This is a genomic window from Paenibacillus sp. sgz302115 (assembly GCF_056120445.1).
The window spans coordinates 1-12,412 of record NZ_JBVYOK010000003.1 but is presented as its reverse complement, the minus strand read 5'-3'; the positions used below and the strand labels follow the sequence as shown (position 1 = coordinate 12,412).

Genomic DNA, 12,412 nt, shown 5'->3' with positions numbered 1-12,412 from the left:
AAATATAAATTGCGCAAAAAAAGAATACTCTTGCTGTCGGAAGGTTTTGGCGCTGGGCATACGCAAGCAGCTTATGCGCTGTCGAGCAGCCTGCGCAAATTATCGCCCCATATACAAACGAAGGTGCTGGAGCTTGGAAGCTTCCTGAATCCCAAGATGGCACCGCTTATTGTATCGGCTTACCGCAAGACGGTAACCTCCCAGCCCCGGCTGATGGGTTATGTGTACCGTCACCAGAAATCATTTAATCGTCTTACCACACTTGCCCTGCACCGCTTATTTTATACACATACGCAAAATATTGTGAAGCAGCTAAAGCCGGACATTATCATCTGCACCCACTTCATTCCGAGCGCCGTGGTCTCCCGTCTCAAACGGCTGTACCCGGCGTTCAAGGTGCCGCTCATTACGGTCATAACCGATTATGATGCCCACGCCACCTGGATCAGCCCTGAGGTAGACCGCTATTTGGTCTCCGCCCCGGAGGTCAAGGCCAAGCTGCGCCGCCGGGGCGTTGCTGCAGCCAAAATCCAGGTCACCGGCATGCCGGTGCATCCGAGCTTCTGGGAGCATCCCGGCAGGGAGGGAATTCTGCAGCAGTTCAGCCTGCAGGACATGCCGACTGTCATGGTCATGGGCGGCGGCTGGGGCATGATGAACGATGAGGTCGTGAACGAAGCTCTTGCCGGCTGGCGGGAGAAGGTTCAGATTGTTTTTTGCCTTGGCACAAATGAGAAGCTGATGCGGCAGATGCAGGAGGACCCGCGCTACAGTCATCCCAACATTTCCCTGATCGGCTTCACGCGTGAAATCGACAAGCTGATGGAAATTTCTGATCTCCTCGTCACTAAGCCGGGCGGGATGACCTGCAGCGAAGGGCTGGCCAAAGGCATCCCCATGCTCTTTCATCATCCGCTGCCCGGCCAGGAAGAAGAGAACTGCCGGTACTTTACGGCGGCCGGGCTCGGCGAACCCATTGCGTCACTGGACGTCATTGACAAATGGATGGAACGGCTGCTGTACAACTATGACGATGTACAGGCCAAGCGAAAAAGCCATCTCAAGGAAATTGCCCGGTTCCATCCGCTGCAGAGCGCCCAGAGCATTATTGATATGCTTGAACAAAGCTGGTAAGAACATCAAAAGGCATCCAGGTTATCCCCTTGGAATGCCTTTTGCTATGTTTGGCCTACAGGCGGTATTTATCCAGGCGCGAAGCCTGATACCGCTCCAGCGCCTGTGCACCGACAATGGCCTCGCAGCGGTGAATGTTGACGCCGCGGCCAAAAAATTTGGTCTCGTATTCTGTCATAACATGCTCTTCATTCATGATCCCGTCCGGGTGCAAATCCAGGGAGATGTTCTTCATTTGCAGGCCGTAGTCGGCAAAAGCATTCAGCGAGAATTCAAACAGGCTGCGGGAATCCGTCTTTAGATGAATTTCGCCAAGCGGGCTGAGCAGTCCGCGGTATTTGTCGAGAAACCGCGGGTGAGTCAGTCTTCTACGCGCATGCTTGGCCTTGGGCCACGGATCGCTGAAGTTCAGATAGATCCGCTCCAGCTCGCCAGGTGCAAAAACTTCCTCTGCATAGTTAATATTGGCCAGCGCAACCTTCAGGTTGGGCGGCGTATCCTGCCCTGCCGGCTCCCAGACCGCTCTCGCCTTCTCCGCCGCACGGCGGATCAGCTCATCATACATATCAACGCCGATAAAATTGATATCGGGATATTTAAAGCTCATTTGGCTGATAAACTGTCCCTTACCCATTCCAAATTCAACATGAATCGGATGATTGTTGCCAAAAAGTTCAGACCACTGCCCCTTGAGGCTGCGAGGGTCAAGGATGACCAGGTCGGTCTGCTCCTCCAGACTTTCACGTATTCCTTTTCTTCCGCGTAAACGCATAGGTACTCCTCCGCTTTTCTCTGATACAAACACTGTCACTTGCAATATTGTGCCGAACTTGTCCGCAAAAGTAAAGGATTTTCAATACGAATACAACCTCTATATTCATGGAAAAAGGAATTCTCCGCCCGGCTGGGGAACAGCCGGCGAAAAATTCCTTCTTTGTTGTATTTGGAATTGGGGTCCACTTGTCAGGGCGGTTCGTAGCTTACCGCGAAGGCGTGTTAAAATCAAATTTCTTCTCGAATGCGTTTCTGATCTTGCGCTGTGCTTCTGTCTTGATCTTATGGTTGCCGTTAAATTCCACGCCCGTCAGCGCGAGCGCTTCGTCGGGAGTCAGCTGTACATCAATGGAGCCTTTTCCTTCGGCATAAGCCGTTTGAGAATTCATCATGATCACCTCTTGGGTTATATTATTGACCTTGCGACATGAAATTATGAATTCAAGAAATAGAGATTATAGTTGCTGCTGCGGCTTTTTTACACTTCAAATATAACATAATGTGTAAGCATTCGCAAGGTAAAACCGCTCTATTTCAAGCCTATTTTCAAGTGGAAAATCCGGGTGGAAATGTTACGTTCGCCGCCGATCTTTGATACAATGGAAAGGTTAAATAGAAAGGAGCAGTCCATGTCTAACCTTCTACAGACCTCCTCCCCGCTGCTGTGGGGGGATAAACGTTTTCATACCTGGAACTACGAAATGCGTGAGCAGATGGACACTAAGGTGTTCAAAGTGATGCTGGACGCAGGCTTCACCTGCCCGAACCGGGACGGTTCCATCGCCAAAGGAGGCTGCACCTTCTGCAGCGCCAGAGGCTCCGGCGATTTCGCCGGCAGCCGCCGTGACGATCTGGTCACACAGTTTGCTAATGTGCGCGACAGACAGCATCTGAAATGGCCGAACGCGAAGTACATCGGTTATTTCCAGGCCTACACCAATACGTACGCTCCGGTTGAGGAGCTAAGGGAATATTATGAGGTAATTCTGGAGCAGCCGGGTGTCGTCGGCCTGTCTATCGCTACCCGCCCCGACTGTCTGCCGGATGATGTGGTCGAATATCTCGCAGAGCTGAACCAGTGTACGTATCTCTGGGTGGAGATGGGCCTGCAGACCATACACGAATCCACTTCGGAGCTGATCAACCGTGCTCATGATACGGCGTGTTATATCGACGCTGTCCAGAAGCTGCGGCGTCACGGCATCCGGGTCTGCACCCACATTATTCACGGGCTGCCGCAGGAAACACATGAAATGATGCTGGAGACGGTATCCGCTGTAGCCAATATGGATGTGCAGGGCATCAAAATCCACCTGCTGCACCTGATGCGCAAAACGCCAATGGTTAAGCAGTACGATGCCGGACTGCTGCGTTTTTTGGAGCAGGACGAGTATGTGAAGCTGATTGCCGACTCGCTGGAAATTCTGCCGCCGGAGATGATTGTGCACCGGCTGACCGGCGATGCGCCGCGCGACCTGCTGGTCGGACCGATGTGGAGCCTCAAGAAATGGGAAGTGCTGAACGCTATCGACAATGAGCTGGTTAACCGGGACACCTGGCAGGGTAAATATTGGAGGAAAAGCTAATGGGCTTCATGTCGGTCCTTAGCTTTGCCCATAAATTGACCGCCGAGCGCCTGCAGCAAGGCGGCCGCGCCATTGACGCCACCGTGGGCACCGGTGCGGACACATTGTTCCTCGCCAAGGCGGCCGGGCCGCGCGGCGGGGTGTACGGCTTTGACATTCAGCCTGCGGCGCTGAGTCTTGCCGAAGAGCGCCTGCGGCTGGCCCGGGAGGAGGCGCCTGCGGCGCTGTCTCCCGTGACGCTGCTGCAGCGCAGCCATGCAGCAATGGCGGAAGCCGTTCCGCAGGACTGGCGCGGAACGGTCTCGGCGGTGATGTTCAATCTCGGCTATCTGCCTGCGGGCGATGCCGACAAGACCATCATCACCGAGCCGGAGAGCACGCTGGCCGCGCTGGAGGCGGCGCTTGCGCTGCTGCGCCCCGGCGGCATCATCACGGCGGTGCTCTATCCCGGCCATGATGGCGGGGACCGCGAAGCCGCCGCCGTCACGGCCTGGGCGGCGGAGCTGCCGTCCGGGAAGGCCCAGAGCATTGTGTACCGCCAGCTTCAGCGGGACACTGCCCCTTATGTAATCGCAGTGGAGAAGAAAAAAGGAGCTGACCATTAATGACAGTAAGCAAAGTGGAGCACATTGGCATTAAGGTGGACAAGCTGGAGCGTTCACTGAGCTTTTACCAGGAAGTCATCGGCCTCACGCTGCAGGATATTGTGGGCAAGCCCGGTGACGCTCTGCGCCTGGCCTTCCTCAGCTTCCCCGGTCAGACCAGTGTTGAGATCGAGCTGGTTGAAGGAGTGTCCGAGGGGCTGCCCCAGGAGGGAAAAGTCAGTCATGTAGCCTTCACGGTGGAAGGCATTGAGGAAGAGCACAGACGGATTGCCGGGCTTGGCCTTCAAGGTCTAACTGCTGTCTCCACGGTGGCAAACGGCAGCCGCTATTTCTTTTTTGACGGTCCGGACGGAGAAAAGCTGGAATTCTTCGAACCGGCACGCAGCAAGTAAACTGAGCGACAAATTATTTTATATTCGGGAAGGAAGATGCAATGATGACTAAGCCATATCCATTAAAATTTCAACCGGAGTTCAAAGAACGTGTCTGGGGAGGCCGGGCTTTGGAGAAGTTCGGTCTGGAGCTGCCAGAAGGGCATATTGGGGAAGGCTGGATGATCGCCGATCATCCGAACGGCACCTCTTCGGTGCTGAACGGCGAGCTGGCCGGACAAGGACTGGATCAGATCCGCGAGCAATTCGGGCAAGAATGGTTCGGCAGCAAGGGCAGCCCCAAGGACGGCGGAAGATTCCCGCTGCTGATTAAGCTGCTGGACTGCAATGACAACCTGTCCGTGCAGGTGCACCCTACCGATGATTACGAAGGATTGCCAAAGGGCGAACTGGGCAAAACAGAGATGTGGTATGTGCTGGACGCCAAGCCAGGCGCCAAAATCATCTACGGTCTCAAAGACGGTGTAACCCGCGAAAGCCTGCGTGAAGCGCTGGATAACGGAACGGTTATGGACACCATGCAGGAAATTACGGTCTCCGCAGGCGACGCCTTCTATATCCCTGCCGGAACTGTGCACGCACTCTGCGCCGGAGTGGTTGTAGCGGAAATTCAGCAGAACTCCGACACTACATACCGCATTTACGACTACGACCGCCCGGGTCTGGATGGCAAGCCGCGTGAGCTTCATATCGAGGATTCGCTGAACGTAACCGCCTATGAAGGCGCAGGCGCCACTTCCATGAAAACCGATAGCGCTGTGGCTGGTGAGTGGCTGCAGATTGCCGCTTCCCCTTATTTTATTGTCGAAAAAGGCGTTGTGAACGGGGAATGGAGCCTGTCCACCACTCCGGACAGCTTCACGATTCTCGTGGTCTGCGAAGGCAGCGGGCATCTGACCTGGGATGGCGGCTCCCAGCCTTATTCCGCCGGAGAATGCTACCTGCTTCCGTCCACCCTGGGAGCCTACGGAATCGAAGGGCATTCCACTGTACTCCGCTCGTATTTGCCATAAGCCAGGCCGGGGCAGGCATAGAATTAATAGGTAGCGCGTATGCTTCCGAAGCAAGTTTTGTCGCAGTGTCTCCAAGAAGTATTCCTTACAAAACTAAGCATATGCTTTCGAAGTAAGTTTTGTCGCAGTATCTCCAAGAAGTATTCCTTACAAAACTTTTAGGAGGAACGGTATGAGGGAAAACAGCTTTAAGATGACCGATCCCCTCGGGGTCCCGATTCATGTCTATGAATGGCTGCCGGAGCCGGAGGCTACGGTCCGGGGAATTGTCCAGATTGCCCATGGCATGTGCGAGACGGCTGCCCGCTATGCCCGTTTTGCGGCGGCGCTTACCGGCGCGGGTTATGCTGTATACGCCAATGACCACCGGGGCCACGGCCAAACGGCAGGCAGGGTAGATTTGCTGGGGGACACCGGCGAGGACGGCTTCTACTGGATGCGGCGCAATCTGCTCCAGCTCGGCGGCATTGCCCGTTCCCGGCATGAGGGCCTGCCGATTTTCCTTCTTGCCCACAGCATGGGCTCTTTTCTGGCTCAGAAGCTGATGTGCGAGGAAGGCCATGAAGAGTACGCCGGCTTTATTCTCAGCGGCACCAATGGACCGCGCAGCCTGCTGGGACTGGCAGAAACGCTGGCAGGGATGCAATACAAGCTGCAGGGCGTACGCCATCGCAGTGTCCTGCTGAACGGTATTGTATTCGGCCCTTATAACCGTTCCTTCTCTCCAATAAGAACAGCCTTTGACTGGCTCAGCAGTGACCCGGAGGAGGTGGACCGCTTCATTGCTGATCCTTTTTGCGGAGCGATCTGCACCACCCGCTTCTTCCGCGATTTTTTCCGGCTGCTGCGGGATATCCATTCCGGCGAAACGCTGCTGACATTATGCACTGATAAGCCCGTATACTTGTTCGCGGGCGCAAAAGACCCTGTTGGAATGAACGGTCAAGGCGTTCTGCGTCTGGCCGAAATCTACCGGGAGCGGGGGATTGCGGATGTGGAATACAGGCTGTACCCGGAGGGCAGACATGAAATGCTTAATGAGGTGAACCGCGATCAGGTTACCGCCGATGTGCTGGATTGGCTCGTCCGCCATCTTCCCGCCGAATCACTGCTGCTTCAGCCCACCGCTCATTAGAACAAACGCAAAGACAGGCACTCCGGAATTTGGCGGATGCCTGTCTTTGTATTTTTCCGATAGAAATCTACTAATGCTCCATTTTTTAACAGAATTAATATGTTATGATTTCCTTGTACAGCACTGCTCGTGAGCTGCCGGTCTCTCCCTTGGAGGAGGTGACGGTAATGGAGGTAAAAGATGCTCTTTCACTAATGTTCGTGTTCGGAATGTTCATACTTGCACTGCTGGGCTATATTAAAAAGAAATAGACCGCCCCGGCAAAGGTAACGGTCTACTCCAACAACACTGGATGGGACGACCCGCTGCTCTACAGCAGTGGTTGTACGCAGGGGCTGTGCTGCAACACAGCCCCTTTTTTTATTTTATTGTGGCATAATCCATTTTATTACATATCCATCCAAGGAACAACTGTCAGCTCCGGCCATTTGCTTAGCCATTTCTGCGTCTTAGTAATGTAAATCTCCTCGTTAATCAGCACCTTGTTGGGCCTCAGGGTCAGAGTAAACAAATCCTGCAGGCCAAAGGGAGCATAAATCCGCCATTCGCCATCCGCAGCAAGTCTGGCTCCAAGCGAAGTCACTGTAGTTGGCCAACTGTCAATTGCCGCCTCTAGCGATACATAAGGCTGAAGCTCTATGCCGAACTTATCTCCGTACCACAGATGCACCCGGGCCTGATTTTTCAGGTCCACCGGAATCGTTAGCCCGCTAAAAAGCTCCCGGCCCTTAGCAATCATCGCATCCTCTGCCGCATAGCTCAAATCATCTGCGTCATAATAGACGATGTCTATGTCGCTGATTCCATGCTCCGGCGCGCGGCCCGTAAGATGGTTCCATACCGTCTGCACCAGGAAACCCGCCCCAACATAATATGGGTAGTTTCCTAGCCCCTGCGCCCGTGTGAATACGTCCAGCAGCAGCGGGCTGCCGTTAAAGATCCCGATCAGCCGCTCCCGCAGGGCTTCCTCATTGCGTGTCATAGACCAGTCTCCACAAAAGCTTCGCCTAAAGCATACTGCAGCACCTTCTGCGTACCCTTGCGCCCGCTGCGGCGAAGCCCTTTATCGAGAAACCCAGCCCGGGAATAGAGGTTCCCGGCAGAGGTATTTCTTTCATTAACTGCAAGAACGATCTCCTGCATAGCAGGAAAATGAGTCCGCAGGAAGCCCGGCAGCAGCGCCATAGCGGCTTTGGCGATCCCTTGGCCCTGGCAGGCATAGTTGATCAGAAACGCACGCAGCAGTACCGCCCCGGAATAATCACTATAGAAGTCTGCAATCTCCTCACCGCGGTGCAGAATAAAAAAACCTACCGCCCGTTCTCCCTTTACAATGACAACCGCAGTTTTGCCGGGATTGGTTAAAGCTTCAGTCAGAGTCTCTGCCGGTAGTCCGGTAAATTGCTCCTGCTCCGGGGGAAGCTCAAAGGCAAGCAGGTCCTCTTTGTACTTTTCCTCATACAAACACAATGAGACCGGTTCATTTGCATTCATCCTGTATCCCTCTTCTCTGCCCGCATGAAGCGGCCTGTCTATAAAGGCAACGTGTAATACTGCGCCCGCTGGCTCTCATCCTGCTGGTACATTACGACCAGCAGTGTGCTTCCGCCCGCTGCCGGCTGAGCTTCGGCCAGCGCCGTGGAGGCACTGTCCGCAACCGTGCCGGCAACTGCCGCATGCAATTCCCGGCTGACCGGTACACTAAGCCGCTCTCCCCTGCCGCCGGCATTTCCGGCTGCAGCATCGGCAGTGTGATCCGTATCGGCTGAAGCAACCGCCGCAGCACTTAAGGCCGCTTCAGCCTCCACAGCAGCCGGATCAAAGCGCAGTCCGCTGATGGACTCCAGCACCGGCTCTAGCTGGAACGGCAGCACCTCAAGCACGGTGAACTTTTGCAGCTCCCGCTCGCTGAACCCAGCCTCCGCCAGCTTGGCTGAGAGGCGCTCAGGGTGGTCGGTGATCTCCTTCATATATTTGGCCCAGTCAGACTTGTCCAGCGTAATATCCCACCAGATCTTGCGCGGCTTGTACTTGTGGCCCAGGAAATAATCCAGCTTCATCAGTCCGGTGACGATATCCATGGAATCCGTTCCGCGGTCCGTAAGGAAGGCATGCAGCCGGGTGAACAGGTCCTCGAGCTGATGGCCAATCTTCTGCCAGCCCTGCTCTTCCCAGTAATCACCGAATTCCTGAAAGAAATCGAACGGCGATTTGAACACATGGCGGATGAGATATTTCACCGAATGATCCAGCCGGTGGCTGTTCCAGTATTTCTCCAGCACATCCTCCAGCCGCTTGAGGCGGATAATGTCGGAGAACGGCATGACATGGCTGCTCAAAATCTCGTAGGGAGCGTGCTCCATATACGTGTAGTCATATTTGGCCGCCTGGGCACGCAGACCGGTGCCACGCAGCATTTTGAGAAAGCCGAGCTGCAGCTCTTCCGGCTCCATCGCAAACACATCGTTGAAGGTTTTACGGAAGGTCGTGTAATCCTCCTGCGGCAGTCCGGCAATCAGATCGAGATGCTGGTCGATGTTGCCGCTGGCTTTGATTTTCATAACGGTACGTGACAGCTTGGTGAAATTCTGGCGGCGTTTGACCAGCTCGTTCGTCTCATCATTGGTCGATTGTACGCCAATCTCGAAGCGGAAGATGCCCGGAGGCGCGTTCTCAGCCAGAAAATCAAGCACCTCGGGGCGCATAATATCCGCCGTAATCTCGAACTGGAATATACAGCCCTGATGGTTGTCGATCAGGAACTGGAACATCTCCATCGCGTAATTACGGTTGATGTTGAAGGTACGGTCAAGAAATTTAATTACCTTGGCGCCATTCTCAATGAGATAGAGCAGATCGGACTTCACCCGCTCAATATCATAATAACGCACGCCTACCTCGATGCTGGACAGGCAGAACTGGCAGTTGAACGGGCAGCCCCGGCTGGTCTCGAAATACACGATCCGCTTGCCGAGATCCGGCAGGTCCTCCGGGAAACGGTGCGGCGTGGGCAGCGTGTTCAGATCGCTTTTGGGGCGCGGAGGATTGACAATCAGTTCCTCGCCCTTACGGTAAGCAGCCCCGTAGACGAAATGGAACTTGCGCTCATCCCGCAGCTCCTGCAGCAAATGGTGAAAGGTCTCTTCCCCGTCGCCATTCACTACAAAATCAATGCCCGCCTCCCGTTTCATCCAATAAAGCGGCTCATAGGATACTTCCGGTCCGCCGAGCACAATCGTAACCTCAGGCATCACCTGCTTGAGTATCCCGACCAGCTTGACGGTCTCTTCAATGTTCCATATATAGCAGGAAAAGCCGATCACATCCGGTTTCTTCTGGAACAGGTCGGACACGATATTCATCACGGGATCTTTGATGGTGTATTCTGCCAAATGAATGTCCTGAAACTCGTGCTCACTGTACGCCTTCAAGAGACGGATCGCCAGCGAGGTGTGAATATATTTGGCATTTAAGGTGGCCAGGATGATCTTCATGCCTACTAACCTTCTTTACATTTCATTTTGAAAAAACTCCAAAAATTCCTTGCCGTATTTCTTGTATTTCAATTCGCCTACCCCTTTGACTCTCAGCATTTCCGCTTCAGTCTGCGGGCAAACCACACTCATCTCGCGCAGCGTGGCATCATTGAAAATAATATAGGACGGCACATGCTCGCGCCCCGCCAGCTCGCGGCGGATCAGGCGCAGCTGCTCGAACACCGTCTCGTTGACCGCCGACGGTGACAGGTCGCGCGCGCGGCTGCGGTCCCGCCCGCTGTAGCCGCCTCCGGTGCTGCGCTGGCGCGACACGCGCTGCAGCACCTGGCGCTGGCCGCGCAGCACCTCGGCTGCCAGCGGCTGGAGCCGCACCACGGGATACTGGCCTTCCGACAAGGCCAGATACCCCTCCGAGATCAGCACATTGATGCTCTCGGTGATCTCCTTCTCCGTGCGGGTGGACATCGCCCCATGCGTGGGCAGCTTCTCGAAGCCGTACTGCAGCACCTTCTGGTTGCGCGAGCCTTTCAGCACCGAGGATACCAGCGCTACGCCATAGCGTTCACGCATGCGGTGTATACAGGAGAAGATCTTCTGGGCATCCACCGTCATATCCACCAGCTCGCGTTCATCAGTACAGGAGCTGCATATGCCGCACGGCTTGTCTCCATGCTCTTCGCCGAAATAATCAAGCTGTGCGCTGCGCAGACAGCGGGTGGTATAGCAGTAATCTATCATTTGCTGAAGCTTGCGGTAATCATTGGCTTTGCGGTCTACATCCTGAGGATTCTGCTCGATCAGGAACTTCTGCGTCATAATGTCCTGCGCGCTGAAGAGCAGGATGCACTGGCTCGGCTCGCCGTCGCGTCCGGCACGGCCCGCCTCCTGAACGTAAGCCTCCATATTTTTCGGCATATTGTAGTGGATGACATACCGCACGTTCGACTTGTCGATCCCCATCCCGAAGGCGTTTGTCGCTACCATTACGCGGATATCGTCATAGAGGAAGCCTTCCTGGCTCTCCGCCCGCTCCTGGTCATTCATCCCCGCATGATAACGGCCGGCGGCGATTCCCGCAGCCTGCAGACGGCTGTACAGATCATCGACATCCTTGCGGGTGGCGGCATAGACAATCCCCGGCTCATGAGAGTGCTGTGCCGTATAGTCCATGACGAACTCGCGTTTGTTCTCGCCGCGCAGCACCGACATGGCCAGATTATCCCGGCCAAGGCCGGTCACAAAGACACCGGGCTGGCGCAGCCGCAGCAGCCGGACCATATCCTCCGTAACCTCCGGCGTAGCCGTTGCGGTAAAGGCGGCGAGTATCGGCCGCTCCGGCAGCTCCTCCACAAAAGGTGATACCGCCAGATAGCTGGTGCGGAAATCATGTCCCCACTGGGAGACGCAGTGCGCTTCATCCACAGCGACGCAGGAGATGGACAACCCCGCCATTTCCAGGCGGAACCAGTCCAGCTCCAGCCGCTCCGGCGCCACATACAGCAGCTTCAGCTCGCCCCGCCGCGCAGCCCGAATCCGCTCATTGACTTCCTTACCGCTTAATGTGCTATTGATATAGGCGGCCGAAATCCCAGCCGTAGTCAGCGCATCCACCTGGTCCTTCATCAGGGAAATCAGCGGTGAAATGACCAGCGTAAGCCCCGGCAGCAAGAGAGCCGGAACCTGATAGCAGATGGATTTTCCGCCTCCGGTCGGCATGATGCCCAGCGTATCGCGGCCTTCCAGCAGATTCATGACTATTTTCTTCTGGCCTTCCCGGAAGTCGGGATAACCGTAATATTTTTGCAGCTCAGCCTGCGCCTGCTCCATAGTAGGTGCTTGCATCTTCATCTCTATCATAACTCCTTAAAAACTTTCTATCTTTAGCTTACATAAAAACCGCCGCCCGAAGCAACACTTTATGGTGATCTCCTGTGCCCCCGTAATCAGGGCAATCGCTTACGAAATGAACTGCGAGATTGGATGAAGTGGAAAAAGGAAACCTAATTTTCGAGTTTCACCGATTTTTTGGTGATTAGATGGAAAAAGTAGACTTAATTCTCTCCATTTCCATCCATTCAGTGATTTTAGAAGGAAATAAGTGGAGTTTTTCCCGCTAACTATCCGGGGGGAGGTCGCTCAGCGGAATGAAGTGGAGAAATTCAGACTGTTGAGAAAGTCCATTTCTAAGCTGCAAAAGCTAAATGGAAATCCAAACGGCGTCCAATGAGATGAATTTCACAGGTACTCATATACAAACGGAGAACATGGGCCTCCTT

At 54.6% G+C, this 12,412-nt stretch carries 13 protein-coding genes; 7 read left to right on the top strand and 6 right to left on the bottom strand.

Annotation, left to right across the window (positions count from 1 at the left end):
• Window positions 1-9 precede the first annotated feature (9 nt).
• On the top strand, window positions 10-1,134 hold the full coding sequence (locus AC0LWN_RS08310; protein WP_474664185.1) for an MGDG synthase family glycosyltransferase: 1,125 nt from the start codon (window positions 10-12) through the stop codon (window positions 1,132-1,134).
• Between the two features lie 55 nt (window positions 1,135-1,189).
• Here the strand turns inward: AC0LWN_RS08310 and trmB are convergent, their stop codons facing one another.
• Window positions 1,190-1,906: a tRNA (guanosine(46)-N7)-methyltransferase TrmB gene (gene trmB / locus AC0LWN_RS08305; protein ID WP_474664183.1), complete on the bottom strand. Its 717-nt coding sequence runs from the start codon at window positions 1,904-1,906 to the stop codon at window positions 1,190-1,192.
• A gap of 208 nt (window positions 1,907-2,114) precedes the next feature.
• Window positions 2,115-2,300 carry a hypothetical protein gene (locus AC0LWN_RS08300; RefSeq protein ID WP_458964429.1) on the bottom strand — a complete coding sequence of 62 codons (186 nt, stop codon included), beginning with the start codon at window positions 2,298-2,300 and terminating at the stop codon, window positions 2,115-2,117.
• 237 nt (window positions 2,301-2,537) lie between these two features.
• Here AC0LWN_RS08300 and mnmL point away from each other — a divergent pair, with 237 nt between their 5' ends.
• The 6 genes from mnmL (at window position 2,538) to AC0LWN_RS08270 (ending at window position 6,890) form a co-directional block, all read left to right on the top strand.
• Complete coding sequence (gene mnmL / locus AC0LWN_RS08295) at window positions 2,538-3,494, top strand: tRNA modification radical SAM protein MnmL/YtqA (RefSeq protein ID WP_474664181.1); 957 nt, start codon at window positions 2,538-2,540, stop codon at window positions 3,492-3,494.
• Window positions 3,494-4,099, top strand: a complete 606-nt coding sequence (gene mnmM, locus AC0LWN_RS08290) for a tRNA 5-(aminomethyl)-2-thiouridylate-methyltransferase MnmM (RefSeq protein ID WP_474664179.1) — start codon at window positions 3,494-3,496, stop codon at window positions 4,097-4,099. The genes mnmL and mnmM overlap by 1 nt, the downstream gene beginning before the upstream one ends.
• Window positions 4,099-4,491 carry a VOC family protein gene (locus AC0LWN_RS08285; protein ID WP_474664177.1) on the top strand — a complete coding sequence of 131 codons (393 nt, stop codon included), beginning with the start codon at window positions 4,099-4,101 and terminating at the stop codon, window positions 4,489-4,491. Before mnmM ends, AC0LWN_RS08285 begins: the two co-directional genes overlap by 1 nt.
• Before the next feature lie 44 nt (window positions 4,492-4,535).
• Window positions 4,536-5,504, top strand: a complete 969-nt coding sequence (locus AC0LWN_RS08280; RefSeq protein ID WP_474664986.1) for a type I phosphomannose isomerase catalytic subunit — start codon at window positions 4,536-4,538, stop codon at window positions 5,502-5,504.
• Window positions 5,505-5,676: 172 nt separating this feature from the next.
• Complete coding sequence (locus AC0LWN_RS08275; RefSeq protein WP_474664175.1) at window positions 5,677-6,639, top strand: alpha/beta fold hydrolase; 963 nt, start codon at window positions 5,677-5,679, stop codon at window positions 6,637-6,639.
• Window positions 6,640-6,743: 104 nt separating this feature from the next.
• On the top strand, window positions 6,744-6,890 hold the full coding sequence (locus AC0LWN_RS08270) for a putative holin-like toxin (protein ID WP_474664173.1): 147 nt from the start codon (window positions 6,744-6,746) through the stop codon (window positions 6,888-6,890).
• 137 nt (window positions 6,891-7,027) lie between these two features.
• On the opposite strand, the gene AC0LWN_RS08265 is transcribed toward AC0LWN_RS08270, so the two are convergent.
• From AC0LWN_RS08265 to recQ, 4 genes are read right to left on the bottom strand one after another with little or no spacing between them, the layout of a single operon-like run.
• Window positions 7,028-7,621 carry a nucleotidyltransferase family protein gene (locus AC0LWN_RS08265; RefSeq protein WP_474664171.1) on the bottom strand — a complete coding sequence of 198 codons (594 nt, stop codon included), beginning with the start codon at window positions 7,619-7,621 and terminating at the stop codon, window positions 7,028-7,030.
• On the bottom strand, window positions 7,618-8,133 hold the full coding sequence (locus tag AC0LWN_RS08260) for a GNAT family N-acetyltransferase (protein WP_474664169.1): 516 nt from the start codon (window positions 8,131-8,133) through the stop codon (window positions 7,618-7,620). The genes AC0LWN_RS08265 and AC0LWN_RS08260 overlap by 4 nt, the downstream gene beginning before the upstream one ends.
• Before the next feature lie 38 nt (window positions 8,134-8,171).
• Window positions 8,172-10,133, bottom strand: coding sequence for a B12-binding domain-containing radical SAM protein (locus tag AC0LWN_RS08255; protein ID WP_474664167.1), 1,962 nt, complete (start codon window positions 10,131-10,133; stop codon window positions 8,172-8,174).
• Window positions 10,134-10,148: 15 nt separating this feature from the next.
• Window positions 10,149-11,984 (bottom strand): DNA helicase RecQ, encoded by a 1,836-nt coding sequence (recQ, locus tag AC0LWN_RS08250; protein WP_474664165.1) that lies wholly within the window; start codon window positions 11,982-11,984, stop codon window positions 10,149-10,151.
• Window positions 11,985-12,412: the final 428 nt, after the last annotated feature.